Source organism: Streptomyces olivochromogenes (assembly GCF_001514115.1).
GTDB lineage: Bacteria > Actinomycetota > Actinomycetes > Streptomycetales > Streptomycetaceae > Streptomyces > Streptomyces olivochromogenes.
Genome location: NZ_KQ948457.1, coordinates 28,352 through 54,979 on the forward strand (window position 1 = coordinate 28,352; position 26,628 = coordinate 54,979).

The 26,628-nt window shown below is 71.6% G+C and carries 26 protein-coding genes and 2 pseudogenes; 17 read left to right on the forward strand and 11 right to left on the reverse strand.

Going from position 1 to position 26,628, the window contains the following annotated elements:
* Nucleotides 1-180: 180 nt before the first annotated feature.
* The 6 genes from AQJ27_RS20180 to AQJ27_RS20205 all read left to right on the forward strand — a co-directional run bounded on the left by AQJ27_RS20180 (nt 181) and on the right by AQJ27_RS20205 (nt 5,939).
* A complete protein-coding gene (locus tag AQJ27_RS20180) occupies nt 181-1,431 on the forward strand; it encodes a L,D-transpeptidase (RefSeq protein WP_067370729.1) in 1,251 nt (416 codons plus the stop codon).
* Nucleotides 1,432-1,522: 91 nt separating this feature from the next.
* Nucleotides 1,523-2,290 carry an enoyl-CoA hydratase/isomerase family protein gene (locus tag AQJ27_RS20185; protein WP_067370732.1) on the forward strand — a complete coding sequence of 256 codons (768 nt, stop codon included), beginning with the start codon at nt 1,523-1,525 and terminating at the stop codon, nt 2,288-2,290.
* Nucleotides 2,291-2,554: 264 nt separating this feature from the next.
* Nucleotides 2,555-3,058: an ATP-binding protein gene (locus tag AQJ27_RS20190; protein WP_067370735.1), complete on the forward strand. Its 504-nt coding sequence runs from the start codon at nt 2,555-2,557 to the stop codon at nt 3,056-3,058.
* Between the two features lie 83 nt (nt 3,059-3,141).
* Complete coding sequence (locus AQJ27_RS20195; RefSeq protein WP_079065105.1) at nt 3,142-4,050, forward strand: polysaccharide deacetylase family protein; 909 nt, start codon at nt 3,142-3,144, stop codon at nt 4,048-4,050.
* Entirely contained in the window at nt 4,050-5,240 is a 1,191-nt protein-coding gene (locus AQJ27_RS20200; RefSeq protein WP_067370738.1) for a YncE family protein, read from the forward strand. The genes AQJ27_RS20195 and AQJ27_RS20200 overlap by 1 nt, the downstream gene beginning before the upstream one ends.
* 90 nt (nt 5,241-5,330) lie before the next feature.
* On the forward strand, nt 5,331-5,939 hold the full coding sequence (locus tag AQJ27_RS20205) for an ADP-ribosyltransferase (protein ID WP_067370741.1): 609 nt from the start codon (nt 5,331-5,333) through the stop codon (nt 5,937-5,939).
* 3 nt (nt 5,940-5,942) lie between these two features.
* Here AQJ27_RS20205 and AQJ27_RS20210 read toward each other — a convergent pair whose 3' ends face one another.
* Complete coding sequence (locus tag AQJ27_RS20210; RefSeq protein ID WP_201264318.1) at nt 5,943-6,575, reverse strand: GNAT family N-acetyltransferase; 633 nt, start codon at nt 6,573-6,575, stop codon at nt 5,943-5,945.
* 49 nt (nt 6,576-6,624) lie between these two features.
* Between AQJ27_RS20210 and AQJ27_RS20215 the strand changes: the two genes are divergently transcribed.
* The 4 genes from AQJ27_RS20215 (at nt 6,625) to AQJ27_RS20230 (ending at nt 8,834) form a co-directional block, all read left to right on the forward strand.
* Nucleotides 6,625-7,539 (forward strand): helix-turn-helix domain-containing protein, encoded by a 915-nt coding sequence (locus AQJ27_RS20215; protein ID WP_067370745.1) that lies wholly within the window; start codon nt 6,625-6,627, stop codon nt 7,537-7,539.
* A gap of 48 nt (nt 7,540-7,587) precedes the next feature.
* A complete protein-coding gene (locus AQJ27_RS20220; RefSeq protein WP_067370747.1) occupies nt 7,588-7,800 on the forward strand; it encodes an EF-hand domain-containing protein in 213 nt (70 codons plus the stop codon).
* A gap of 92 nt (nt 7,801-7,892) precedes the next feature.
* Complete coding sequence (locus tag AQJ27_RS20225) at nt 7,893-8,102, forward strand: hypothetical protein (protein WP_067370749.1); 210 nt, start codon at nt 7,893-7,895, stop codon at nt 8,100-8,102.
* Between the two features lie 60 nt (nt 8,103-8,162).
* Complete coding sequence (locus AQJ27_RS20230) at nt 8,163-8,834, forward strand: NADPH-dependent F420 reductase (protein WP_268814584.1); 672 nt, start codon at nt 8,163-8,165, stop codon at nt 8,832-8,834.
* Nucleotides 8,835-8,836: 2 nt separating this feature from the next.
* Here the strand turns inward: AQJ27_RS20230 and AQJ27_RS20235 are convergent.
* The 5 genes and pseudogenes from AQJ27_RS20235 to AQJ27_RS20255 form a co-directional block, all read right to left on the reverse strand.
* Nucleotides 8,837-9,262, reverse strand: a pseudogene (locus AQJ27_RS20235) (MOSC domain-containing protein); the annotation flags it as partial.
* 4 nt (nt 9,263-9,266) lie between these two features.
* Nucleotides 9,267-9,614, reverse strand: a pseudogene (locus tag AQJ27_RS20240) (hypothetical protein); the annotation flags it as partial.
* 130 nt (nt 9,615-9,744) lie between these two features.
* On the reverse strand, nt 9,745-10,302 hold the full coding sequence (locus tag AQJ27_RS20245) for a glycoside hydrolase family 25 protein (RefSeq protein ID WP_067370754.1): 558 nt from the start codon (nt 10,300-10,302) through the stop codon (nt 9,745-9,747).
* A 323-nt stretch (nt 10,303-10,625) separates the two neighbouring features.
* Nucleotides 10,626-12,944, reverse strand: coding sequence for a TOMM precursor leader peptide-binding protein (locus AQJ27_RS20250; RefSeq protein ID WP_067370756.1), 2,319 nt, complete (start codon nt 12,942-12,944; stop codon nt 10,626-10,628).
* Entirely contained in the window at nt 12,941-13,147 is a 207-nt protein-coding gene (locus tag AQJ27_RS20255; protein ID WP_067370761.1) for a hypothetical protein, read from the reverse strand. The genes AQJ27_RS20250 and AQJ27_RS20255 overlap by 4 nt, the downstream gene beginning before the upstream one ends.
* Nucleotides 13,148-13,412: 265 nt before the next feature.
* On the opposite strand from AQJ27_RS20255, the gene AQJ27_RS20260 reads away from it, so the two are divergent.
* The 7 genes from AQJ27_RS20260 (at nt 13,413) to AQJ27_RS20290 (ending at nt 19,594) form a co-directional block, all read left to right on the forward strand.
* Nucleotides 13,413-14,105 (forward strand): tryptophan 2,3-dioxygenase family protein, encoded by a 693-nt coding sequence (locus AQJ27_RS20260; RefSeq protein ID WP_235613553.1) that lies wholly within the window; start codon nt 13,413-13,415, stop codon nt 14,103-14,105.
* A complete protein-coding gene (locus tag AQJ27_RS20265) occupies nt 14,102-14,938 on the forward strand; it encodes an alpha/beta hydrolase (protein ID WP_235613552.1) in 837 nt (278 codons plus the stop codon). Before AQJ27_RS20260 ends, AQJ27_RS20265 begins: the two co-directional genes overlap by 4 nt.
* Nucleotides 14,935-15,603: a 4'-phosphopantetheinyl transferase family protein gene (locus AQJ27_RS20270; protein ID WP_067370766.1), complete on the forward strand. Its 669-nt coding sequence runs from the start codon at nt 14,935-14,937 to the stop codon at nt 15,601-15,603. Before AQJ27_RS20265 ends, AQJ27_RS20270 begins: the two co-directional genes overlap by 4 nt.
* Before the next feature lie 70 nt (nt 15,604-15,673).
* Complete coding sequence (locus AQJ27_RS20275; RefSeq protein ID WP_067370768.1) at nt 15,674-17,227, forward strand: amino acid adenylation domain-containing protein; 1,554 nt, start codon at nt 15,674-15,676, stop codon at nt 17,225-17,227.
* A gap of 135 nt (nt 17,228-17,362) precedes the next feature.
* Nucleotides 17,363-17,590, forward strand: coding sequence for an MbtH family protein (locus AQJ27_RS20280; protein ID WP_067370770.1), 228 nt, complete (start codon nt 17,363-17,365; stop codon nt 17,588-17,590).
* Nucleotides 17,591-17,631: 41 nt separating this feature from the next.
* Nucleotides 17,632-18,576 (forward strand): ATP-binding cassette domain-containing protein, encoded by a 945-nt coding sequence (locus AQJ27_RS20285; protein ID WP_067371328.1) that lies wholly within the window; start codon nt 17,632-17,634, stop codon nt 18,574-18,576.
* A gap of 67 nt (nt 18,577-18,643) precedes the next feature.
* On the forward strand, nt 18,644-19,594 hold the full coding sequence (locus tag AQJ27_RS20290; protein WP_067370771.1) for an ArsR/SmtB family transcription factor: 951 nt from the start codon (nt 18,644-18,646) through the stop codon (nt 19,592-19,594).
* 82 nt (nt 19,595-19,676) lie between these two features.
* Here the strand turns inward: AQJ27_RS20290 and AQJ27_RS20295 are convergent, their stop codons facing one another.
* From AQJ27_RS20295 to AQJ27_RS20315, 5 genes are all read right to left on the reverse strand, one after another.
* The gene (locus tag AQJ27_RS20295) at nt 19,677-22,223 is read right to left on the reverse strand and encodes an ABC transporter permease (protein WP_067370773.1); all 2,547 of its coding nucleotides are present in this window, start codon (nt 22,221-22,223) and stop codon (nt 19,677-19,679) included.
* A complete protein-coding gene (locus AQJ27_RS20300; protein ID WP_067370775.1) occupies nt 22,220-23,017 on the reverse strand; it encodes an ABC transporter ATP-binding protein in 798 nt (265 codons plus the stop codon). The genes AQJ27_RS20295 and AQJ27_RS20300 overlap by 4 nt, the downstream gene beginning before the upstream one ends.
* Before the next feature lie 61 nt (nt 23,018-23,078).
* Complete coding sequence (locus AQJ27_RS20305; protein WP_067370776.1) at nt 23,079-23,594, reverse strand: flavin reductase family protein; 516 nt, start codon at nt 23,592-23,594, stop codon at nt 23,079-23,081.
* Nucleotides 23,591-24,877: a cation:proton antiporter gene (locus AQJ27_RS20310; RefSeq protein WP_159064372.1), complete on the reverse strand. Its 1,287-nt coding sequence runs from the start codon at nt 24,875-24,877 to the stop codon at nt 23,591-23,593. The genes AQJ27_RS20305 and AQJ27_RS20310 overlap by 4 nt, the downstream gene beginning before the upstream one ends.
* A 62-nt stretch (nt 24,878-24,939) precedes the next feature.
* A complete protein-coding gene (locus AQJ27_RS20315) occupies nt 24,940-26,490 on the reverse strand; it encodes a tryptophan halogenase family protein (RefSeq protein ID WP_079065109.1) in 1,551 nt (516 codons plus the stop codon).
* Nucleotides 26,491-26,628: the final 138 nt, after the last annotated feature.

Genomic DNA, 26,628 nt, shown 5'->3' on the forward strand with positions numbered 1-26,628 from the left:
GGGGTACGTACGTGTCGTTAGGGCAGGGGACTCCAGCGCGCCCCCACACGGCCGAACTTGGGACTGAACGGTGACAATCCCGGGGAGCCATCTCTCAGAGCCGTGTGATTAATTAGCGCGATACGCGCGGCGACGCGCTGGGGTGCGGGCCTGATCAGGCCGTGCGAGGGGAGAACAGACTTGAACGGGCGACCGATATCGGGGGCGTCGGTTGGAACGCGGGCACGGGGGAGCAAGGGGATCCTGGCGCTGCTGCTGGGCGTACTGCTGCTCGCCGTGACCGCGTGCGGCGGGGGAGGGGACTCGGACTCCGGGTCCGGGAACGGCAAGGGCAAGAGCACGGGCAGCTCCACCAAGGCCGACACCAAGGTCTCGCAGGCCGTGGTGACCATCGCCCCGAAGGACGGCACGAACGGCGTGGCCACCAGCGGGGCCCTCAAGGTCTCCGCGGCCAAGGGCAAGCTGACCGAGGTCACGGTCAAGGACGGCAAGGGCAACGCGGTCGACGGCGCGATAACCGGCGGGGGCGCCACCTGGACGCCCTCGACCCACCTCGCCTCCGCCACCAAGTACAAGGTCCACGCGGTGGCCAAGGACGCCGACGGCCGTGAGGCCGCCGAGGAGTCCGCCTTCACCACGCTGACCCCGAAGAACACCTTCGTCGGCATGTTCACGCCCGAGGACGGTTCCAAGGTCGGCGTCGGCATGCCCTTCTCGGTCCGCTTCACCCGGGGCATCACACACCCGGACGCCGTCGAGAAGGCCATCAAGATCAAGACCGAGCCGGCCGTCGACGTCCAGGGCCACTGGTTCGGCAACGACCGCCTCGACTTCCGTCCCGAGCAGTACTGGAAGGCCGGTACGAAGGTCACCGTCACCCTCAACCTCGACGGCGTCGAGGGCCGGCCCGGCGTCTACGGCAAGCAGGCCAAGACCGTGACCTTCACGATCGGCCGCAGCCAGGTCTCCACGGTCGACGCCAAGACCCACAAGATGGTCGTCAAGCGCGACGGCAAGGTCATCAAGACCATCGCGATCACCACGGGCAAGCCGGGCTACGACACCTGGAACGGCCAGATGGTCATCAGTGAGCAGCTCCGGGTGACCCGTATGAACGGTGAGACGGTCGGCTACGGCGGCGAGTACGACATCAAGGACGTGCCCGACGCCCAGCGCCTGACCGACTCCGGCACCTTCATCCACGGCAACTACTGGGGCGGCGACGCCTTCGGCAACTACAACGCCAGCCACGGCTGCGTGGGCCTGCGCGACGTGCGCGGCGGCGGCGACCGCAGCGCGCCCGCCGCCTGGTTCTTCGACCACTCCATCACCGGTGACGTGGTGATCGTGAAGAACTCCCACGACAAGACGGTCGCCCCGGACAACGGCCTCAACGGCTGGAACATGTCCTGGTCGGCCTGGACCGCCTGACCGTTTCGCCTCGACGGGCCCGCTGTGTCCGGTCACCTCTGTGACCGAGTACACCGGGCCCGTTGTCGTTAGTCCCCGTTAACCTGCCCTCATGACTGTGCATCTCGAAGTGGCCGAAGGCGTCGGCACCCTCCGCCTGGACCGCCCGCCCATGAACGCGCTGGACGTCGCCACACAGGACCGGCTCAAGGAGCTCGCCGAGGAGGCCACGCGCCGCGAGGACGTGCGCGCCGTGGTCATCTACGGCGGCGAGAAGGTGTTCGCGGCGGGCGCGGACATCAAGGAGATGCAGGCCATGGACCACGCGGCGATGGTCGTGCGGTCCCGTGGCCTGCAGGACTCCTTCAGTGCCGTGGCCCGTATCCCCAAGCCGGTCGTCGCCGCCGTCACCGGGTACGCGCTGGGCGGTGGCTGCGAGTTGGCGCTCTGCGCGGACTTCCGTATCGCCGCGGACAACGCCAAGCTCGGCCAGCCGGAGATCCTCCTTGGCCTGATCCCGGGCGCCGGCGGCACCCAGCGCCTGTCTCGCCTCATCGGCCCCTCCAAGGCGAAGGACCTCATCTTCACGGGGCGGATGGTGAAGGCCGACGAGGCGCTGTCGCTCGGTCTCGTGGACCGGGTCGTCCCGGCCGACGAGGTGTACGCCCAGGCGCACGCGTGGGCCGCGAAGCTGGCGCAGGGTCCCGCGCTCGCGCTGCGCGCCGCCAAGGAGTCCATCGACATGGGTCTGGAGACCGATCTGGAGACGGGGCTCGCGATGGAACGGAACTGGTTCGCGGGGCTGTTCGCGACCGAGGACCGCGAGCGCGGCATGCGCAGCTTCGTGGAGGAGGGGCCGGGGAAGGCGAAGTTCCTCTGATCCCCTTGCAGTTGACGCGATGTCTTATCCGGTGTCCCCCGAAGGGCTGGTTTATGCCAGGCTTAAGGCAACCTTAAGCCTGCCTTGTCGGGGGCGGCTGGCGATTGCCGCCAACTGGGGCATTCTGGCAGGTCAGTTGGGCCCCGACGAGCCCCGAACTGCCTGGGGCATATGCCGATAGGATGTTGTGGAATGGGCGGTTCCGGGGGGCGTATTCCTCCGGAACGGCCCCGAAGCGGGCTCTGTGCGGCCATGATGGGGGGCATGGCGGGGCTGGAGGGTATGGAACAGCCGCGGCGGCACGGGAGTGCGACCGCGGCGCGCTGGTCGCCTGCGGTCGAGGACGAGCGGGCGCTCAAGGCGCTCGAGTTGTTCGGCAATCCGACGGAGGGCGAGGTCCCGTTGCCGTCCCGCCCCGAGTCCGCCGCCACCGCGCGACGCCTCACCCAGGTCATCGTCCTGCGGCACTGGGGGCTCTCCCCGAAGATGACCGAGGACGCCGTGTTACTGGTGTCCGAACTCGTCGGCAATGCCGTACGGCACACGGGCGCCCGCGTCTTCGGACTTCGGATGCGGCGCCGCCGGGGCTGGATCCGCGTCGAGGTCCGTGACCCCTCCCGCGGTCTTCCCTGTCTGATGCCGGTCCAGGAGATGGACCTGAGCGGCCGCGGTCTCTTTCTCGTCGACAAGCTCTCCGACCGCTGGGGAGTCGACCTCCTGCCCCGCGGCAAGACCACCTGGTTCGAGATGCGTGTCGCCGACCGCTGACCGCTCGCCCCCGGGGCCCGCACCGCGACCCGCACCGTCACTAATCGGACCAATCGCACGTTTTCTTACCATTGCACCCTTAAATGGTGCGGGTGATCACGTCCGCTCGTCCCCCTCAGCCGTCCCCCGACGCAGGCTCCGACGGCTGCCCCGACGGAAGCTCCGACGGAAGCGTCGCGCGTGCGGCGCCGGATCCTCGTACGGTTCCGGATCGGCGTGCGGCGCTGCGGTCGGGTGTCGCGCTCGCCGCCGGGACACTCGCCGCGGGGTGTTCCACGACCGGCGTCGTCGCCCACCCGGTCGCCGTGTCCCGCACGGCCCTCTCTCCCTCCCCCTCCGCGAACCTCTCCGCCAAGCCCGCCGCCGCGCCCGCGCCCCGCCGCTTCCCGCGGCAGCCCGCCGAGATCACCCACGGCCCCCGCGACCGCCCCCGGGTCGCCCTCACCTTCCACGGCCAGGGCGACCCGGCCGTCGCCAAGGCACTGCTCGGCGAGGCGGAGAAAGCCGGCGCCCGCGTCACCGTGCTCGCGGTGGGCAGCTGGCTCGACGAGCACCCCGACATCGCCCGCCGCATCCTCGACGGCGGCCACGACCTCGGCAACCACACCCTGCGCCATCTCGCCATCAACGCGATGTCCGAGGCGGACGCGGAGGCCGAGATCCGCGGCTGCGCGGACCGGCTGCGGCGGCTGACCGGGTCCATCGGCACCTGGTTCAGGCCCTCCCGCACCCCGACCGCCTCCGCCCTCGTGGCGGGCGTGGCCCGCCGTGTGGGCTACCCGCACGTCCTCTCCTACGACGTCGACTCGCTCGACTACACCTCGCCGGGCGCCCCCGCCGTCACCCGCCAGGTCATCGGCGGGGTCCGCGACGGATCGGTGGTGAGCCTGCACTTCGGGTACGCGGACACGGTCGCCGCGCTCCCCGCCGTCCTGGAAGAACTCGGCCGCCGCGGTCTGCGCGCGGTCACCACCACGGAGCTGCTGAGCTGATGCACCGCAACCGCAACCTCACGAAGCGCGCCCTGCTCGCGGGCGCGGTACTCGCCGCGCTCGCCGTACTTCCGGGCTGCGACGGCGAGTCCAAGAACACCGCGCACGAGGCCGTCGGCACCCAGGCCGCCGTCAAACCGGCCCAGCCGAAGCAGGCCGACGGCCTGCCCGGCATGCCGCCCGTGCTCGACCCGAGGGACGTCTACGCCGCCGACCGGCCGAACAAGCTCTCGCCGGTCGTCAAGGACTTCCCGTCCCGCGTGTACGTCCCCAACACCAACTCCAACACGGTCTCCGTGATCGACCCGAAGACGTACACGGTCATCGAGACGATCCGGGTCGGCGCCCAGCCCCAGCACGTCGTCCCCTCCTGGGACATGAAGACGCTCTGGGTCAACAACGACCGGGGCAACACCCTCACCCCCATCGACCCGAGGACCGGCAAGGCGGGCAAGACCGTCGACGTGCACGACCCGTACAACCTGTACTTCACGCCCGACGGCAAGTACGCGATCGTCATGGCCTCCCTCGACCGCGAGCTGGTCTTCCGCGACGCGCACACCATGCAGCGCGTGCGGACCGAGCCCGTCAGCTGTTACGGCGTCAACCACGCCGACTTCTCCCCCGACGGCCGCTATTTCATCGTGTCCTGCGAGTTCAGCGGCGAGCTGCTGAAGGTCGACACCGCGCGGATGAAGGTGATCGCCCAGGAGAAGCTGCCCTTCCGCGGCGCCATGCCGCAGGACGTCAAGATCTCTCCCGACGGCAAGCGGTTCTACATCGCCGACATGGTGGCCAACGGCGTGTGGGTCCTCGACGGGGACAAGTTCACGAAGCCGACCTTCCTCCCGACCGGCAAGGGCTGCCACGGGCTTTACGTCAGCCGTGACTCGCGCGAGATGTACATCTCCAACCGGGGTGAGGGCACCATCTCCGTCTTCGACTTCGCCCAGAACGGTCTGACCAAGAAGTGGCGCCTGCCGCACGGCGGCAGCCCCGACATGGGCGGCGTCTCCGCCGACGGCAAGGTCCTGTGGCTGTCGGGCCGCTACAACTCCGAGGTGTACGCCATCGACACCCGCACCGGCGTCCAGCTGGCCCGCATCCCGGTCGGCAGCGGCCCGCACGGCCTGGCCGTCTACCCGCAGCCGGGCCGCTACTCGCTCGGCCACACCGGCATCTTCCGCTGATCCGCGCCCGGCCGACCCGAAGGCGGTGACACGCCGCCGTACGGGTGAAGATCCCCGGCCCGCCGCCGCAGAACCGAGATCGTGCTCCCCATGATCACAACTCGCCTGCGGCGGCGGGCCGCCGCCGCCGTCGTCTCCCTCTCGGCGGTCTTCGCGACCTCCGCCGCGACTCTCCCCGCGACCCCGGCCGCCCCGCTCGCCAAGTCCGTCGCGCCCACCTGCCCCCAGTTCGACGACCCGGTCAAGGCCGCCGCCGACCACCGCGTGCAGGTCGACCGCATCACCCCCGAGCCGGTCTGGCGCAAGACCTGCGGCACGCTGTACCGCAGCGACAGCCGGGGCCCCGCCACCGTCTTCGAGCAGGGCTTCTACCCCAAGGACGTCATCAACGGGCAGTACGACATCGAGCAGTACGTCCTGGTCAACCAGCCCTCGCCGTACGTGTCGACGACGTACGACCACGACCTGTACAAGACCTGGTACAAGTCGGGCTTCAACTACTACATCGACGCGCCCGGCGGTGTCGACGTCAACAAGACCATCGGTGACACCCACAAGTGGGCCGACCAGGTCGAGGTGGCCTTCCCCGGCGGTATCGCGCGCCAGTACGTCATCGGTGTCTGCCCGGTCGACAAGAAGACCAAGACCGAGATCATGAGCGACTGCGAGAGCAACCCGTACTACGAGCCCTGGCACTGACGCCTATCCGGCGATGAACAGCGCCTCCGAGCCCACGGGACGGTAACCGGCCGCCTGGAACGCCCGCATGCTGCGGGCGTTCCCGGGCGCGACCTGGGCCCACAGCGGCTCCGGGGCGAGCTGCCGGGCCGCCGTCACCAGGGCCCGGCCCAGCCCTCGGTGCCGTACTCCTTCGTCCACCTCGACGGAGACCTCGAGCCGCCCCGCGATCCCTCGCCCCAGCACCAGCACACCGCCCTCCGTCGTCCACGCGCGCACGTCGTCGCGGCGCCTACGGGCGTACACGATCCGCGGATGCTCGCCGTCCGTGACCTCCTTCAGCGGGAGCGCCGGCTCGCCCGGCAGGGGAGAGCCCACGAGCATCGCGTCGATCGTCTCGGACGTACGCCCCGTCCGCTCCAGGAAAGCAGCCAGGAAACGGGCGTTCATCGGCGCCGCGAGGGCGTCGTACGGCACGGCGGCCAGCGTGTCGTACACCCACCGCGGATCCTCGTCGGTGAAGACCACCGCGTGCGCGGTGAAGGCGAGCACGCCCGCGTCCCGGTCGGACGCCTGCGGCACGACGGTCGTACGGCCGTCGGACGGAGGGAAGACGCCCCGGGCCGCCGCGTCGAGAATGTCCCGAAGAGTCTCCACCACCGTGCTCCTTGAGTCTCCACCCACTGGAAGGCCCAGACTCGCAGACATGATCGACGACGGCACCGGACTTCTCACCATCGGCGAGCTGGCCCGGGCCACCGGACTGACCGTGCGCACCATCCGCTACTGGTCGGACGAGGGCGCCCTGCCCCCGGTGGCCCGCTCCTCGGGCGGCTACCGGCTGTACGACGCCGCGTCCGTGGCCCGTCTCGAACTGATCCGCACCCTGCGCGAACTGGGGCTCGGTCTGGACGACGTACGCAAGGTGCTGGCCGGCGAGACGACGGTCGCGGAGGTGGCCGCCGCCCATGTGACGGCGCTGGACGCGCAGATCAGCTCGCTGAAGGTGACGAGGGCGGTGCTGTCGTCCGTGGCGCGACGCGGTTCGACCGCGGAGGAGATGACGCTCATGAACAAGCTGGCGCGGCTGTCGGCCGCCGAACGGAAACGGATCATGGAGGAGTTCGTGGAGGAGCTGTTCCACGGGCTCGACTCCGTGGATCCGGCCATCCAGGAGCGGATGCGCTCCACCGCGGTGGACCTGCCCGAGGAGCCGACCCCCGAGCAGGTGGACGCCTGGGTGGAGCTGGCGGAGATGGTCCAGGATCCGGAGTTCCGGGCGCAGATGCGCGAGGTGGTCGAGTTCAACGCGGCCGACCAGGACCGCGCCGCGGCCGCCGGGCGATCCTTGTGGTTCCCCATGCGCATGCTCCGGTTGGCGACCGAGGCCCGCGCCCGGGGAATCGCCCCCGAGTCGCCGGAGGCGGCGGCGCTTCTGCGGGAGGTGCTGGGGGACGGCGACCCGGCCGCCGTACTCGCACGCATGGAGTCGGCGTCCAACGACCGGCTCGCCCGGTACCGGGAGTTGCTGTCCACGGTGAAGGGCGCGGGGACCCCGTCCGCGCACCGTGCGGAGTTCGGCTGGGTGGTCGCCGCACTGAGGGCCGGCGCGGACCGTTAATCTGACCTCCGTCAATACAGCGGTAATGCACTACGAAGGGGCGGATCGGTGGCGGACATCGAGGAAGCACGCAAGCAGTTCGAGCGGATCGATACGGACGGTGACGGTTTCATCACCGCGGCCGAGTTCAAGAGCGCCCTCGCCCAGGGCGGCGACTGGAACGTCACCGAGTCGGTGGCGGAGGCCATCATCGCCACCCGCGACCTCAACGGGGACAAGGTCCTCTCGTTCGACGAGTTCTGGACCCACCTGAACAAGTGACCCGGCCCCTGAACAGGTGACCCGGACACAGGGGCGCCCGCCGACCATCCGGCGGGCGCCCCTTCGTCATGCCGTGCGCGCGGTGCGCGGCCGTGGTCGCCTCTGCCCGCAACCCCGTACTCACCGACCTCTTCGGGGAGTTCGTGCCCGCGCTGCGGGAGGGCCTGATCGAGATGCTGGACCTGGTGGCCGTCGCGGACGGGGACGCGGACACGGCGGGGACGGTGTTCCGAGGAGAGCTGGAGGAGACGCCGGCCCTGTTGCGGCGGCCCGTCACCCGAACGCCTTACGTCCCGGAATAGGTGCGTGGGTACCACGGTTGACGATCACCGTCAGTCCAGTGGCGTCAACCCCGGAAGGGCCTGTCCATCATGAAGATCGGCATCATCGGAGCGGGCAACATCGGCGGCAACCTCACCCGACGGCTCACCGCCCTCGGACACGACGTCTCGGTCGCGAACTCCCGCGGTCCGGGGACCCTCAGCGCACTCGCCGAGGAAACCGGGGCGACCCCCGTCAAGGTCGAGGACGCGGCGCGCGACGCCGAGGTCGTCGTCGTCACGGTTCCCCTGAAGGCCGTCCCGAACCTGCCGCACGGGCTTGTGGACCAGGCCGCCGAGGGCGTCGCCGTCATCGACACCGGCAACTACTACCCCCAGCAGCGCGACGGCAGGATCGCCGCGATCGAGGACGAGGGCCTGACCGAGAGCGGCTGGACGGCCCGGCAGATCGGCCACACCGTAGTCAAGGCGTTCAACGGCACGTACGCCCAGGACATCCTGGACCGGCACCGTCCGGCCGGCGCCCCCGACCGACTGGCGCTGCCGGTGGCCGGTGACGACGAGGCCGCCAAGCGGGTCGTACGTGAGCTCATCGACGAACTCGGCTTCGACACGGTCGACACGGGCGGCCTCGACGACTCCTGGCGCCAGCAGCCCGGCACCCCGGTCTACGGCCTCCAGAAGGGCGTGGACGAGGTGACCAAGGCGCTGGCGGAGGCGCCCCGGGAGCGCTCCGCGGACTTCCGCGCGTAACGTCAGACGCTCCGCAGCGCAAGGTGCGGCCCGACCGGCAACTCGACCTCGACGGGGTCCCCGGGCCGCACCACACCGCCTGCCCGTACGACGCTCATGACCCCGGACTCGTGGACGACGCCGCCGCCGTCCTGGTCCCTCCTTACGACCTGCTTGAGCAGCCCCTTCTGGAAGTCGTCGATCTGCGCGCAGGGATTGCGCGGACCGGTGATCTCCACGACGGCCTCGTCCCCGAGACGCAGCAGCGTGCCCACCGGCAGCCCCAGCAGATCGACACCCCGGGTGCTGACGTTCTCCCCGAGCTCCCCGGGAGCGACGGTGAAGCCGCTCTCACACAGCTCGTCGAACAGCTCCTCATGTATGAGGTGCACCTGCCGCAGGTTCACCTGCGACGGGTCCTTCGCCCTCCGGAACCGGTGCTTCACGGTGGGAGAACTCATGGGTCAGCCGGATCTCTCCGACGATGTGGGCGTTGAACTCGTCGAGTTCCTCGGCCGGCACCCACAACTCCAGGATGGTCCGCCCGCCGACCTGCTGGACGGGGTACCGGCTCAGGAACTCCGACTCGACCTCGAAGCGCGTGACGAAACCGGCACCGTCGTGCTTCACGTTCCAGTCCCGCGCGATCCTGATCGCGTAGTCCTCGTTGAGCACCGGATAGAAGATCGGCTGCTCGGGCAGCCGGGGCGGCCAGGCGTGCCACCCCGACTGCCGGACCAGGTCCAGCTCCTTGGGACCGGTGGGGCGCCACAGGGTCGTGGTCGCCGGCTGGCTGGACATGCGCACCGCTTTCGACGGGGGAGGTACGGGGGAGCCCGGACGATACCGGCGTCATGAGCCCGGCGGCCACGAGGTTTCCGTCCGTTCCACAGGGGGCGGCGGCCGGCCCGCCAGCCCCTGTCCGCCTCCGTCATCCCCCCGTCGCCCACTCCTTCAGCGCGGCCTTGCTGCCGAAGTTCGCGACGTCCCTGTCCAGGGGCTCGTCGGTGTACTGGTGGAATCGCCACGAGGCCTTGATGCGGGGCTTGCCCGCGGTCACGTAGTCGGCGATCCACAGGCCGTCTCCGGCGTACGAGGTGGTGTCGACGGTGAGCCAGTAGTTGCGGTTGGTGTAGAGGAGGACCCGGTGGTTCGGCCGAAGCTGCTTCACCATCCGGATGAAACGGTCCTTCTCGGCGTTGCTCGCGTGCGTGCCGTCACCGTTGGCCTCCCAGTCGACGGCGAGCAGGTCCCCGGCCTTCTCGGGGGCCTTGCCGACGAAGTACTCGGCCTGGGCTGTGATGTCGCCGGGCCACAGGAAGTGGTAGAACCCGACCACGCACCCGGCGTCCCGGGCCGTCTTCACCTGCGCGGTGAGTTTCGGATTGACGTACGTATGGCCCTCCGTCGCCTTGACGAAGACGAAGGAGAGACCGTCGGTGGAGAAAGCGGACGACTGGTAGGCGCTTACGTCGATGCCGCGCAGCATGGGCGACTCCTCCGTGCGTGGGGGGATGTGCACGTACCGTCCTGCCTGATACGTGCGGGGACCGACTACTTGTCAGATGCCCCCACTTCCCCCACCACACCCTCGAACACCGGCCCGGACACGGAACCTGCGCCACCGCCTCGTGGCGAGGGAATACGTAGGGGTATGGACATGCGAGGAATCTCCTCCGCAGGAGGGGTGACGGCGGCGACGGCACGGCCAGGGTGACATGACGGACAGCGCGGCGCAGGCGCACGTTCGAGAGGGCCGCGGTACCGGGCCGAGGGGGAGGAAGCCCGGTACCGCGGCGGGGGAGGGGGCGGTCAGACGAAGAGGGGGGTCGGGTTCAGGCGGTCGTACGGGGTGGGTTCGGGGAGGCGGCCCAGGCGGACCGGGGTGTCGAAGAGGCGGCCCGGGGCGAATCTGGCCCAGAAGTGGCGGAGGCCGGGGACGACCACCTTCACCACCGGGATGCCGATGTCCGGCCGGGTCTGGTCCAGGACCAGCAGGTCCAGGCCCTTCGCGCGGACCAGGTCCGTGATGGTCCGGACGTCGTCCAGGAGGTCGGCGCGGCCGGGGGCGGGCCAGTGGTGCGGGGTGCGCGGTGCCGTGCGCGGGTCGGGTGTCAGCCAGGGCTCGTTGGCGGTCGTGGCCCGGTGCCACCAGGTCAGGGGCTCGGGGTCGTCGATGCCGTAACCCGTGCCGTCGGGGCGCGCCTCGTGCACCGCCGACAGGAGCTGGCCCATCTCGGTCAGCGCGCGGGTCAGGGCCACCCTCGGGTCGAAGTGGCAGCCGAAACCGAAGATCACGTCCTGGGACGGCTTGTCGGTGCGGCGGGAGAGGGCCGCCAGGACCGGGATGCCGAAGTCGGAGGTCAGGTCCAGCACCCACAACTCCCGGCGCAGGCCCCGGTATCCGGCACGCAGGCGCTCGATGCGCGGGTCGTCGAAGGTGTCCAGGGCCACCGCCGGTTGGCGGGTGCGGTTGTACCACCACAGAGCCACCGCGTCCCGCTCGACGAGTTCCAGGAAGCCCTGCACCAGGGCGTCCTCGGGACTGCTGCCCGCCGCGTTCCCGTTGGAGTCCGCCCACAGGCCGTCCGCGGGGTCGCCCGGGCGCTCTTCGCCGGCGAAGTACAGCATCGAGGTGGGCAGCAGGCGCTGCGTGCCGGAGGTCAGCGACCACAGCGGGGTCCAGTGGGTGGGGCGGGTCTCGTCGAACGGGGGCGACACGTACTGGAAGCGGGAGTGGGCGGCGTTCCAGCGGTGGCGTTCCGCGTACTGGCGTGGCGCGTACAGCTGGCTGGTGTTGGGGTGGATCGCCGCGGGACCCAGCGCGCGGTAGGAGTCCAGAGTCGTCGGCTCGTCGCCGTGCCGGGTGCCGCTGTGCCGTTCCACCGCCTCGCACAGGGCGCTGACCCGGGCCTGGGTCTCGGTGAGGCCCTTGCCGCCGCTCAGCGCCCGCAGCCCGGAGCGCAGGCCCGCCAGTGTCGCCGACTGGACGGCCAGGTTGTGCCCCGACAGATAGCTGTGGACGAAGTCGGGGCTGCCGGGCGTCCGGCGCAGTTCCTTCACCACTCCCGTCACCGGGTCGACCAGATGGCCGTGCGTCCGCAGCATGTGCTCCGGGGTGAGCGCCCGGTGGCTGCCGCCGGCCGTCGTGGCCTTCGGGCGGGAGACGGGGACGAACGGCTCCCGTGTCCGCCGGGCCACCAGCCCGGGGTCTCCGCAGTGCGGGCACTGCGGGCGCCTGGTCACCGGGTGGGACGCCGTCCGCAGGCGCAGGGTGTCCAGGGTGTGAATACGGTCCTGCTCCGGCCGGCGCACACCGGCCAGCCACTTCGCCGTCTCCAGGACGGCCAGGTCCACGGCCAGCGAACGGCCCGCCGCCACCGACGCCGCCGGGCGGGGCAGCGGGCCGCGCAGACCCAGGGCACGCCGTACCGGAAGCTCCGCATGCCGGTGACCGCGCAGCCGTACGGCCAGACAGTGCCAGCACGGGCCGTCGTCGGGGCGGAAGACCGGGCCCACCCAGGGGTCGGCGCCGCACAGCCTGGCCAGCAGCCAGGGGCGGCCGGCCGCGCGCTGCGCCCGGTCCACCTCGGCCAGCTGCGGCGACAGGTAGTCGTCGCACAGGACGAGCGTGAAGTCGGCGTCCGCGGGGTTCTCGTTCTCGGCGTTCCCGACGACGGTGATGCCCGAGGCGCGGCAGGCCGCGGCCACCGGGTCGGCGTCGAGGCCGGGGAGCGGCACGATCGCGAGTGCGGCGTCCGCGAGGTCGGCCTCCGCCCGGCCGCCGTCGAGACCGATCAGGTCCCAGTACGCCCCGGCGGCCGGATCGGTGCGCGCGGTGTCCGGCTGCGCGGCGGGGCTGAAGCGCAGCAGCCCCGCCGCCTCCATCGTCCGCAGTGACGCGTCGGCCTCCTCGGTGCCCAGGGCGGCCGCGGCCTCCCGCAGGACGGTCCGGCGGGTGCGGGTGCCGTCCAGAAGGGGCACCAGCACCTCGACCTGACCGCCGTGCAGCGCCGTGACCCCGTGACGTGACACGAGGTACGTCGCCTCCCCCGGGGAGACCGCCGGACGCAGGTGGCTCTTGAAGCCCACCAGCAGGCCATCCGTTCTCCGACTCTCCGGAGCCGTCATATCTCGAACTGCCCCGTTCCCCGCACACCGGCCGGAAGGGCCGCTTCCGTGGCGATGCAGAACGTCGACAGGGCGACCGCGTGCTCGGGCAGCGCGTCGAGGTGCTCGATCGTCAGAACACCGCGTACGGGACCGGTGGCGCGGGCGCCGGTTCCCGTGGCCGGGGCGGAGGAGGCGCGAGAGCTGGACGTGGTGAGATTCATGACGTGAAAGTCCTTTTTCCTGAGGGGGGTTTGCCGTTTGCCTGTGCCGTTCGCCTGTGCCGTTCTGAGGAAGATTCTGGGAACAAGCGCCCGGCACTGACAGTGCCGGGCTCACCACTGAGGGATGAAGTTTTCACGTGCCGGTCGCGGGGCTCGCGGTGGTGTGCTTTTAAGCCTCCGCTTGATCTCGGTGCCCACCACTCGCAGCGTCGTTACGCTCACGGCCCCAGGAAGCCGCGAGCAACCTGTGAGGAAGAAGGTCCATGTGAACGGCGCGACTGCCACCCCGCCCTACGGGCACGTACTCCGACTCGACGAACTCCTGACGGCCGCCCGCGTGCACGACGACGACGTGGACCTGGTCCTGTTCCTGGCCACCCATCAGTCCTGCGAGATCTTCTTCGCCGTCCTGCTGCGGCACCTGGAGGAGATCCGCGCCGCCCTCGACGCGGACGACGCGGCCCTGGCCGTACGCCGGGCCGCCCCGCTGCCCGTCATCATGTCCACCCTGACCCGGCACTTCGACGGCCTCGCCACGCTCACCGACGACGCCTTCCACCTCATCCGGACCCAGCTGGGGGAGGCGAGCGGCTTCCAGTCGGCGCAGTTCCGGGAGATCGAGTTCCTCTGCGGACTGCGCGACACCCGGTATCTGGGGACCGCCGGGTTCACCGAGAGCGACCAGAACCGGCTGCGGGGCCGGCTCGACGAGCGGTCCGTGCACGACGCCTACCGTGACTTCGTCGACCGCAGCGCGGACCGGGAGGCCGCCGGGCGGGTGCGTGCCGCGCTGATCGACTTCGACGAGGCCATGGCCACCTGGCGGGCCCGGCACGCGGTGCTCGCCGAGCGGTTCCTCGGCGCGGCCACCGGCACCGCCGGATCCGAAGGGGCGTCGTACCTGTGGCGGGCAGCGCTCCGCCGGGTGCTGCCCGACGTATGGAAACCCCTGTCGTGAACGCCGACTCGGCGCGCCGCGAGCTCGACCGGGAGTACTCGCCCAGCTCGCTGGTCGACGACCTCGGCGTCCACCTCACCCGGTACGGCACGGACAGCGCGTACGCCCAGTCCTCGCTCACCGTCCACCGGGACCTGAGCTGCGGGCCGTTGCCCGAGCAGCGGTTCGACCTGTTTCCGGCGGACGGCGAGGGTGCGCCGCTCGTCGTGTTCGTGCACGGCGGCTACTGGCAGGAGCTCAGCAAGGACGAAGCCGCCTTCGCCGCACGGGACTTCGTGGCGGCGGGCGTGTCGTTCGCCGCGCTCGCCTACGGGCTCGCGCCGCGGTACCCGATGCGGGAGATCACCGCCATGGTGAGCGCGTCGCTGCACCACATCCGCGCCGGCCTGCGCCATCTGCCCGGTGCGCCGGGCGCCGTGCATCTGGCCGGGCACTCCGCGGGCGCCCATCTGGTCGCCTGCGCGCTGGAGTCCCTCGGATCGGAGGTCGCGTCGGCCACGCTGATCAGCGGCGTGTACGACCTGGAGCCGCTGCGTCACACCTACGTCAACGACGCCCTGGGCATGGACGCGGACGAGGCCCGCGACGTCAGCCCGCTGTCGCGGCCGTCGGCCCCGCTGCCCGAGCTCGTCGTCGCCCGGGGAGAGAACGAGACCGGCGCCTTCGCCGGACAGCACGACCGGTGGGTCGCGCACGCGCGTGCGGGCGGCGCCGTTGTCACCGACCTCGTGGTGGCCGGGCGGCACCACTTCGACCTGCCCTTCGATCTCGGGGACCCGGAGACGGAGCTGGGGGCCGAGGTGCTGCGGCTGGTCCTGCGGCGGCCCGGGTGATCGAGGCGCTGCTGCCGGCCGGGGTCGTCGGAGTCGACGCCTTCGTCGAGCCCGGGGACGAGTCCCGCGGCGGTGCTCTCTTCCCGGAGGAACAGGCGGCCCTGGGACCCGTCGCCGAGGGGCGGCTGCGGGAGTTCACGGACGTACGGCGGTGTGCGCGGCGCGCCCTGGGGATCCTCGGTGTCGGGCCGGTGCCGTTGGTGCCGGACGGGGACGGGGTTCCCGGCTGGCCGCCCGGCGTGGTGGGCAGCATGACGCACTGCCGGGGGTTCAGGGCCGCTGTCGTCGCCCGCGCCGGGGCCGTGCGCGCGGTCGGGGTCGATGCCGAGCCGTGGCGGCCGTTGCGGGACGGGGTGCTGGAGACCGTCTCGGTGTCCGCGGAGCGGCGGCGGCACGACGAACTCGTACGGGAGCGGCCCGAGGTGTGCTGGGACCGGCTGCTGTTCTGTGCCAAAGAGGCCGTCTACAAGGCCTGGTTCCCGCGTCACCGGGTTGCGTGGGGCTTCCGGGACGTGGTGGTCACGTTCGCCCCGGACGGGGACACCTTCGCCGCGGCGGTGCCCGGCGCACCCGTTCTGACGGGGCGTTGGCTGGCCGGACGGGGCGTGCTCGCGGCGGCCGTGGTCGCACAACCGGCTCACCGGCGAGTTTCGGCGGGGGCTTAAGAGCGTGGTCGCGTGCGGCGGACGTTCCTAGGCTGACACGCCGTGCGCGGTCCAACCCACAGGAGTAGCCATGCTCTCAGTGCCCCACCCCGCTCCGCTGTCCGGCCTCGAGCGTCCCGTCGTGGACGACTCCCTCGTGCGGATGATGCGGCGGCACGCGCGGACCATCCCGGACGCGGTGGCCGTGGAGTCCGCCGGATCGCCCTTGACGTACGGGCAGTTGTGGCACCGCGCGCTGGTCGTCGCCGCCGCGCTCGACGAGGCCGGAGCCGGGGCCGGTGACCGGGTCGCCGTGCTGGCCGACCGGAGCGCCGGCACCGTGGTGGCCGCCCTCGCGGTCATGGCCCTCGGCGCCGCCTATGTGCCGATCGACCCGACCCACCCGGCGGAGCGGACCGCCGCCGTGCTGGCCGGTGCCGGGCCGGCCGCGCTGCTCCACGACGGCGCGCACAGCGGGGCGTTGCCCGCTCTGCCGGGCATGGCCGTCATCGACGTACGGACGCTGCCCGATGTCGTGTCCCCGCCCGAGCGCGAGCTGCCGGGGCCGCAGGACATCGCGTACGTCGTCTTCACCTCCGGGTCCACCGGGACGCCGAAGGGGGTGATGGTGCCGCACGGGGCGCTCGCCAACTACGTTTCCTGGTGCGGGGATCTGGTCGGTTCCGAGGGGCTGGGCAGTCCGCTGTTCGCCAGTCTCGGCTTCGATCTCGCCATGACCTCGCTGTGGGTGCCGCTCGCCCAGGGGCGCCGGGTGGTGACCGTCTCCGGGCTCTGGGACCAGGCCACGCTGTTCGGCGAGCGGGCCGAGAAGTACACCTTCGTGAAGATGACGCCCTCCCACGCCCGCTTCTTCGACGTGCTGGCCCAGCCGCCGAGCTACGACCGGGTGACCCGGCTGCTGATGTTCGGGGGCGAGGGGCTGGACCCCGCCCTGATCGCGGCGCTGGGCTCGCGGGTCGACGGCGTGCGGCTCGTCAACCACTACGGGCCTACCGAGACGACGATCGGCTGCTGCGCCCACCGGTTCGACAACAGGAACGTTCCGTCCACGCCGACCGTGCCCATCGGGCGGCCCGCCTGGAACACCCGCGCCTATGTCGTGGACGAGCAGCTGCGGCCGGTGCCGGCCGGGCGGCCCGGGGAGTTGGTGATCGCCGGGCGGGCAGTCGCGGCCGGGTATCTCGGGCAGCCGTCGCAGGACCGGTTCATCGACGAGCGGGACCTCGGGGGACGGGCGGGCCGCGCCTATCGCACCGGGGACGTGGTGGAACTGCTCGCCGAGGGCTCGCTGCTGTATCTCGGGCGACGGGACGACCAGTTGAAGGTCAACGGCCATCGCGTCGAACCCGGTGAGCTGCGCCACCACGTGCTGGCCGTGCCCGGGGTCGCCGACGCCGTCTTCGACGTGGCGCGCGGGCCCGTCGACACCCTGGAGCTGTTCGTACGGCCGGACGCCACACCGCTCGGACGGGCCGAGCTCGTGACGGCCGTACGCGCCGCGCTCGCCGCCGTGCTGCCGTCCGCGCTCGTGCCGGAGGAGGTCCACGCCGTCGACGAGATCGTCGTCAACGCCAACGGGAAGCGCGACGTCGCCGCCACCCGGGCGCGGGCCGCACTCGGGTGAGAACCGGCCTCACGTCGTACGTCAGCCGCCGCTCAGTGTTCTGTCAGCGCGTGCCGGGACCATCAAAAGGGCCCGGGACGATCAGGTGCCGGGACGACCTGACGACGTGAACGACGTGAATACGGAGCGTGTGACGTGGCGAATCCCTTCGACGACCCGGACGGTACCTTCCTCGTGCTGGTGAACGACGAGGGCCAGCACTCCCTGTGGCCCTCCTTCGCCGAACAGCCCGCCGGCTGGACGGTCGCCCTCGCCGAGAGCCCGCGCGAAGCGGCGCTCGCCCATGTCGAGGAGCACTGGACCGACATGCGCCCGCGCAGCCTGCGCGAGGCGGCGGACCCGGCGGACACCCCGGCCGCCTGAGCCGGCGTCGGTTCACCAGGGGCGGAGGAGCAGCTGTGGATGTGGAGTTGGCGATCCAGGCCGAGGGCCTGCGCAAGCGTTACGAGGGTGCCGGGCCGGCGGTCGGGGGCGTCGATCTGGCGGTTCCGGCCGGCACCGTGCTCGGGCTGCTCGGGCCGAACGGGGCGGGCAAGACGACCACGGTGCGGATGCTGTCGACCCTGCTCGAACCCGACGACGGGTGGGCGCGGGTGGCCGGCTTCGACGTGGTGCGCCGACCGGAGGAAGTGCGCCGGCGCATCGGTCTGGCCGGGCAGTACGCGGCGGTGGACGACATGCTCACCGGGCGCGAGAACCTCGTCCTCATCGGCACCCTGGTGCACCTGGGCAGGCGCGCCGCCCGCAGCCGGGCGGAGCGCCTGCTCGAACGGTTCGACCTGACCGGCGCCGCGGACCGCCCGGCCCGTACCTACTCCGGCGGGATGCGGCGCCGCCTGGACCTGGCCGCCTGTCTGGTCTCGACACCCTCGGTGCTGTTCCTCGACGAACCCACCACCGGCCTCGACCCGGTGAGCCGCACGGCCCTGTGGACCGTCGTACGCGAACTCGTCGCCGACGGGGTCACCGTGCTGCTGACCACGCAGTACCTGGAGGAGGCCGACCACCTCGCCGACCGGATCGCGGTCATCGAGTCCGGCCGGGTGATCGCCGAGGGCACACCCGACGAACTCAAGCGGAAGGTCGGCGAGGAACGCCTCGAAGTCTCGGTCGCCGGCGGCCTGGAGCACGTGTCCGGCGCCGTGGCCGCGCTGCGCCGGGTGGCCGCCGCCGAGCCGTCCGTCGACCTCGACAGGCGTACCGTCTCCGTCCCGCTCGAAGCCGGCCTGGAGAGCATCGCGGCCGCCGCGACCGAACTGCGCCACGAGGGCGTGGACATCGCCGACTTCGCGCTGCGCCGGCCCACGCTCGACGACGTCTTCGTCACGCTCACCGGCACGTCGGCCTGACCGGTCAGGTCCGGTCGGCAAGCGCGGTCTTCTTCGTCTTCTGGGCACGACCACGAGGGCAATTGCCATGCAGAGAATCCACTTCACGCCGGCCGACTTCGCCCGGACCCGACTGAGGACCACCGCGGGGCCGCTCGTGGAATCGGCCTTCGCCCACGGACTGCTCGGGCGTGGCGTCGGCGCGCCGTTCGCGCGCTGGCGCAGCCAGGTCGGCGAACGGCTGGCCCACTCCCCGCTTCCGCTGTCCGGCGGGCCCGACGCCCCCGGACTCGACGGACTGCTGCTGCTCATCGAACGCAACACCCTCCCGGTGAGCGGCGATCCGGACCGGCAGCTGCCCTTCCATCCGGCCGCCGGTGACCTGTCACGGGTGTGGCGGGCGGCCGTGGCGCCGTACTGGGAGCACATGCTCGCCCACCTGGAGGCCGAGTGCGAGGCGCGCGGGCGGGTGCTGATGGCCGGGGGAGTGGAGCAGCTGTTCACGACGCTGCACTCCCGGATCGTCTGGAACGCGCCGGTCCTGGAGATCCAGGACGGCCCCGACGAGGACATCCGGCTCGACGGGCGCGGCCTGGTGCTCACCCCGGCGGTGTTCCTCGGCCACCGCCCCGGCCGCGTCATCCGGCGCCTGCCGCAGAACGGGCCGGTCACCGTGGCGTTCGCCGCGCCGCCCGACCCGCATCGGGGCGGCGCGCTGTGGGACGAGCCCGACGACAGCGGACAGGCCCTCGGTGCCCTGGTCGGCCAGACCCGGGCGGCCGCGCTGCACGTGCTGCGCGCCAGCTGCACCACCGGCCAGCTCGCCGACCGCCTCGGCATCTCGGCGGCCGGCGCCAGCCAGCACACGGCGGTGCTGCGACGCAGCGGGCTCATCACCACCCGCCGCATCCGCAACACCGTCCTGCACACGCTGACCCCGCTCGGCGTGGCACTGCTCAAGGGCATGTCACCGCTGCCGTCCCACCACGGCCGCCGCTCCCCGGCGCTCCTGACGCACCCCGTACGCCAGGTCTCCTAGCGCGCACAGCAAACAGAGGTTCCCCGGTGGGCAGTTCGTCAACTGCCCACCGGGGAACCTCTGTTCACGGGGTCGGCCGCCGTCACTCCTTCATCGTCGCCACGTCCCCCGGGCGGCCCCGCAGAACCGCTCCGGCCGCCGCGAGGGTCGCCGTCAGGGTGAGGCCCGCCGCGGCGGCGATCACCGCGACGAAGATCCACGGGGAGCCGGCCGGGAGCGCCGTGCCCAGCACGCTCAGGCTCAGCGGGACCAGCGTGGCCGCGGCGACCAGTGCGCCGAGCACCAGGCCGGCCAGCGCCACCAGCAGCGCCTCGACCGTCATCATCTGGAGGACCTGACGGCGGGTGGCCCCGATGAGCCGCTGGAGCATCAGCTCACGACGCCGTTCGGTCGTGGCCAGGACCTGGGTGTTGACCAGCGCGATCGTCGCGTAGCCGACGACCACTCCGAGTACCAGATACGCCATCCACGCCTGGGTGTCGTCGGAGTCCGACTGCACGGCCTTGAGCGCGTCCCGGCCCGTGACCCGCAGTCCGGGCTCGTCCGCCGACAGCGCCGACAGGGTGGCGGCCAGCTTCGTGTCGTCCGTGCCCTTGTCGGCGGCCACCAGGATCTGCGGGACGAGCCCGCCGTCCGTGTGCCCGACGAGGACCGACGCCGGGACGAGGGCGGTCTCGTAGCCGCGTTTGCCGTCGACGGTGGCGACCAGCTTCAGGCGTACCTGGGTGCCGTCGCCGAGCCGCATCGGGACGGTGTCGCCAATACCGCGGCCGTCCGTGTAACGCGAGGGCAGGGCGACGGTGTTGCCGCTCAAGGCGTCGAGGCTGCCGGTGGCGGCACGGTAGGCCGTGGTGGCGGTGACGCCCTCGGAACTGACGCCCTGGAGGGAGAGTTCGGTGGGCTGCGGGCCCGCCGACTCTCCCTCGCTGGGCCGCATCGGCTCGTCGGGCTCGATGTAGCCGACGGTGGGGATCTGGGCGGAGGCCGCGGCGACTCCGGGCTGCTTGCCGATGGTGTCGACCAGGTCCAGCGGGAGGGCCCCCGAGTCGGAGGTGACCACCAGGTCGGCCCGCAGACTCTCCGCGAACACCTTCTTCGCCCCGTCGGACTGCGTGGTCTGCATGTAGATCAGGCCGACGGCGAGTCCGCTGGCCAGCATGACGGGCATCACCGCGGAAGCCATACGTCCGGTGCGGACCTGGGCGTTGCGGGTGGCGAGATGACCGGCGAGTCCGGAGAGCCTGCCCACCGGGCCGCGCAGCCACGCCATCATCGCGCGGACCAGGACGGGGCCGAGCAGGCCGAAGGCGATGGCCCACACCATCGCCGCGGGTGTCGCGACCCCGGCCGCGTCCGGTCCGTCCGACCCGGCCGTGCCCCAGGCGAGGGCGGCGCCCCCGACCGCGCACAGCAGTCCGACGACCAGCCGGAACGCGCTGAACCACTTGCGTTGCAGGGTGGCCTCCGCCAGTGCCTCGGTCGGCCGGGTACGGGCCGCGGTGTGCGCGGCGACGTACGCGGCACCCAGCGCGGTCAGCAGGGCCGTGCCCGTACCGACGATCACCGGGACCGAACCGGCCCGGTAGGCGATGGTGTGCGGTACGACATCGGCGTCGGCGAACGCGTCGAGCAGCCAGTGCCCGAAGCGGGGACCGGGCCAGCAGGCCAGCGCGGTGGCGACCACGGAGAGGATCATCGTCTCGCCCAGGATCATCCGGCGCAGCTGGCCGGGGGTGGAGCCGATGGTGCGCAGCAGGGCGAGTTCGCGCTGCCGCTGCTGGATGGAGAGGCCGAGGGTGCCGGCCACGACGAACACGGTGACCATCGCGGACAGGCCGCCGAAGGCCGCCGCGAGGGGGATCAGGTCACTGCCGTCGGCGAGGACGTCCGGGCTCTCGGCCTGGCCGCGGTCGTCGCCGGTCAGTACGGCGATCTGCTCGCCCTCGACGGCCTTGCGCACCGCCGCCGCGACCTCGCCGGTGTCGGCGCCGGCCTCGGGGAACACCCCGATGTTGTCGACGGCACCCCGGCGTCCGGAGACCCGGTCCGCCTCCGTGTCGGCGAGGAAGACGTCACCGGTGTCGTCGGGCCCGGCGGCCAGGCCCGAGATCGCGTAGGTGGCGGCGGTGCCGTGGGCGCGGAGTGCGACGCGATCGCCGACGCCCAGTCCCGTGCTCTTCGCGAGGCCCGCGCCGAGCACGATCTGCCCGTCGGTCGTGGGCTTCGCCCCCGCGGTGAGCCGGTACGGGGAGAGCCGGGCCGACGACCAGCCGTGGCCGGTCACCTCGCCGCCCGCCGCGCCGCCGTCCTTCGCGAGGGCCGCGGTGAAGGACAGGTCCGTCACCGCGGAGGCGACGCCGGGCACCGCGGTGACCTCGGTCACCACGTCGGCGGCCAGTTGGTGCCGCTCCGGGAAGACCAGTTCCTGCTGGGTGTAGTGGTACTGCTGGTCGCCGGTGACGACGACGGGCGCCGCGGCGAGGCGGTGCGGGGGGGCCGCGCTGTGGATGCCCGTCTCCAGCAGTCCGCCGCAGCCGATGACGATCGTGGCGCCGAGGAACAGCGCGATGAACGAGGCGACGAACCCGCCCTTGTGGAAGCGCAGGGTGCGCAACGCGAGCCTGATCACCGGCGCACCCCGTCTTCTGCCTCGTTGGTGGCGAATCGGTCGCTCCAACTGCCCATCCGTGTCATGTGGTCGGTGACCTGCTCGACGGTGGGCCGCTCCAGGGTGCCGACGAAACGGCCGTCGGCGAGGAAGACGACCCGGTCCGCGTGGGAGGCCGCCACCGGGTCGTGGGTGACCATCACGATCGTCTGGCCCGCCACCACCACCGCCTGCCGCAGCAGCGCGAGGACATCGGCGGCCGTACGGGTGTCGAGGGCGCCGGTCGGCTCGTCCCCGAAGATCACCGCGGGCCGGGTGACCAGTGCCCGGGCGATCGCGACGCGCTGCTGCTGGCCCCCGGAGAGCTCACCGGGGCGCGCGCCGCGCTTGCCACTCAGCCCGACCTGCTCCAGCACCTCGTTCACCTGCGCCTTCTTGGGGCGGGTGCCGGCGAGCCGCAGTGGCAGCGTCACGTTGTCCACCACGGTGAGGGAGGGCATCAGGTTGAACGCCTGGAAGATGAAGCCGATGCGCTCCCGGCGGAACCTGGTCAGCGGGCGCTCCTTGAGCGGGCCGAGGTCCACGCCGTCCAGGTGCACCGTCCCGGACGTCGGCTTGTCGAGTCCGGCGGCGCAGTGCAGGAAGGTGCTCTTGCCGGAGCCGGAGGGGCCCATCACCGCGGTGAAGGTGCCCCGGTGGAGGTCGATGCTCACGTTGTCGAGCGCGGTCACCCGGTTCTTCGCGCCGCCGTAGAGCTTGGTCACGGCGGCGAGCCGGACCACCGGGTCGGACTGCGGGTCCTGTGTTCCGATCATGGGCTGTCCTTTGGAAGGTCAGAAGGCGCGTGCAGGGGGGAGCGGGACCGTCCGGGGACGGTCATGACGGTGACCAGGGGCGGAACTCGCGCAGTCCGTACAGGAGCGGAGGTCTGGTGCTGAGGCTGGTGATGCGGCGGGTCTGCCCGTAGACGGTGATGTGGTCGCCCATGCGCTGGGTCAGCGCCACGGTGCAGTCGGCGACGGTGTGCGCGTCGCGTATCAGGTGCGGGCCGGCCGCGTCGGGGGCCCGCTGCCACGGGGTCGTCGTGAAGCGGTCCGGGTTGCCGGAGGCGAACAGCTCGGCGACAGCCCGGGCGTCCGCGTGCAGCAGGTTCACCGTGAACTCGCCGCTCTCCAGGACAGCTTCGAGAGTCGGGCTCTGGTCGCGCAGGCAGACCAGCAGGGTCGGCGGTGCCACCGACACGCTGCACACGGAGGAACAGGTCATGCCGCGCGGTGTCCCGTCGCGGTCCAGGGCGGTGACCACGCCGACGCCGGTCGGGAAACCCGCCATCATCGAACGGAAGTCGTCGGACGTCGCCGCGGCGCCCGGGCGGACGGTGGACTGGGTCATCGGGGGCTGCCTTCCGTGGCCAGGGCTTTCGGGGCGAGGGCCGGTTCGGTCCCGGCGCGGTGGAGGAGGCCGAGCAGGGGTCCTGTCGCGGCCGTGGTGACCAGGGCCATCACGGTCAGCGCGAGGACCAGCGGCGCGGTCAGCACCCCGGCGGCCAACCCGGCCTGGAGGACGATGAGTTCGGTCAGTCCGCGCGCGTTCATCAGCACGGCGATCTCCAGCGCCGTCCGGTGCGGCCTGCCGCCGAGGCGAGCCCCGAGATAGCCGCCGCCGCCCTTGCCGGCGCAGGCCAGCAGCACGGTCGCCGCCAGCAGGCCCCACGAGACCCGGGCGAAACCGTGGGCGAGCACGGTGATGCCGGTGCTGACGAAGAACGCGGGCACCAGGGCGTTGCCCGCCCGGGTGAGAGTGCGCACGGGCCGTTCCCAGGCGGTGCCGGCGCCCGCCGGTATCGCCAGGCCGACCAGTGCCGCGGGCAGGATCGCCGTCATACCGAGGTGTTCCACGCCGAGCGCGACGGTGAGGGCGACGGCACCCAGAAGTACGGCTGCCGTCCGGGGCCGTTGCACGAACAGCCGGTGGGCGGCCGGGGTACGCAGCGCGTACCGGACGGTGAGCGCGCACAGCCCGGCCACCGCGAGGGCGGACAGACTGCGGACGAAGCCGGCGAAGCTGCCCGAGCCGAGGCTGACCGCCAGCATGCACAGCAGCCAGCCCACGGCGTCGATGACGACGGCCGCCGACAGGGCCAGCCGCCCCGCCGCCGAGGTGCTCATCCCGCGGTCGGCGAGGATCCGGGCCATCACCGGCACGGCGGTGATGGACAGGGTCACGGCGACCATCAGCACGAACGCGGGCAGCGGGGCGTCCCCGCGCACCGCCGCGTCGCCGCCCGCCACCACGTACCAGGCCAGCAGCACGCCGGCCAGCAGCGGCGGGAACAGCGCGCCCGCCGCCACCCACCCGCCGGCCCGCCGGTCGGGCCCGCTCGCGGGCAGGGCCAGCCGGTGTGCGATGCCGACGAGGAACAGGACGAGCCCGGCCTTGGCGACGGACTTCAGTATCTCCAGGACGGGCCCGGGCAGCAGGACGTCGAACGTGCCGGGCCCCAGCAGGTGGAGGACGGTGGGTCCGGCCAGCAGGCCCACCGTGATCTCCCCGATGACCTCGGGCTGGCGCAGTCGGCGGGCCGCCGCCCGTCCCGCCAGGGCGAGCAGCAGGACCACGACGAGCACGGCCGCGACGTGTGCGGCCTGGGCGAGGGAGTGCGGAAGAGTTATCACGAGGGGCCCTTTCCGGGCACGGAAGCCATCGGGGAGGGGCGGACTGGGTCCGTCGGGGTCCGTCAGTGCAGACGGGCGAAGTAGTCGTAGGCCTTCGGCAGGGACTCGGTCAGACGGCGGGTCTTCTCCTGGATGTCCAGGAACTCCCGCTCCGCGGCGTCCGGATCGGCCAGCGCGAGGGCCGGGGACGGCTTGAGCTCGATGCCGCCCATGCCGAGCAGGATGCACATGTACGAGTACGGCGGCAGCCCGTGGTAGTAGGGGAAGACCGTCTCGCTGTCGGGCAGTTGGGTCCGCCACTTCTCGATGCGCTCGGCCAGCCCGTCGGGTATCCGCCGGGTCTTCGTGTCGCGCCAGTACTGGGTGTCGTCGCGCTTCGCCGCCACGTAGTGCAGGACGAGGAACTCCCGTACGCCGTCCATGACATGGGAGATGGCGTCGTTGTAGAGGTCGCGGTGGACGGGGTTCCAGTCCTCGCCCGGGAAGTTCTTGGCGAGCTGTTCGATGGCGTGGTGGATGAAGAAGATGCCGGTCGACTCCAGGGGCTCCACGAACCCGCTGGACAGGCCGATCGCCACGCAGTTGTTCACCCACGAGTTCTCGCTGCGGCCGATGCGCATCCGGATGTGGTTGGCGGGGACGTCCGCCGCGGCCGGCCCGACGAACTCGCGCAGGGTGCGCTCGGCCTCCTCGGGGGAGAGGTAGTCCTTCGCGTAGACGTAGCCGGTGCCGATCCGGCTCATCAGCGGGATCGTCCAGATCCAGCCCGCGTCCTGGGCGGTGGCGGTGGTGCACGGCAGGACGCCGCGCCGCTCCATGTCCAACGGGACCTGGAGGGCGACCGCGCTGTCGTTGGGCAGAGTGTCCTGGTAGGAGAGGAACGGCACTTCCAGGGCCTTGTTCAGCAGCAGCCCGCGGAAGCCCGTGCAGTCGACGAACAGGTCCCCGGTGATGTCGCCGTGCTCCGCGGTGGTGACACCGGAGATCCAGCCGCGCTCGTCCAGGTTGACCCGCTGGACGTCGTCGGTGATGTGCTTGACGCCGCGCTCGACGGAGTACGCCGTCAGGTACTTGGCGAGCAGTGCGGCCTCGAACTGGTAGGCGTAGGGAAACTGCGTCTTGCCCTGGTGCTCGGACATCGTCAGGCCCTGCATCTCGTCGGCGCCCTCGACGAACGGCTGGTCGATCAGGCTGCCGTCCATGTAGCGGGGGCTCAGGCCGGCGTCGATGACCGAGGGCATCACGAAGCAGTCCTTGTCGAACCGGTCCGTGGGGCCGCCGCGCAGCCACCAGTCCGTCAGCGGGAAGCCGTTGACGGACCGCATCTGCTCGAACGGGTGGTAGAAGTGGTGCCCCTTCTCGCGCCAGTTCTCGAACCGGACCGCGAGCTTGTACGTGGCGTTGCAGGCCGGCATCCAGTCCTCCTCCTTGAGACCGAGGAAGTCGAAGAAGTGCCGGATGTCGCTGAAGGTCGCCTCGCCGACGCCGACGGTGCCGACGTTGCCTGACTCGACCAGGGTGATGTCGATGCGGTCCCCGAACGCCGCCTTGAAGTACGAGGCCGTCATCCAGCCGGCGGTTCCCCCGCCGACAATCACGATTCTGTTGAGCATGCGATGACTCCTGTTCCCGGACTGACTGTTCGTCGGTTGGCGCCAGTCAGGGAGCCTAGGAACGGGGCAGGACGCGGCAACAGGACATTAAGCGCTGGATGAAAGTCGCAGCAGGCGGCGGAATCGGCGGCGCCTCGC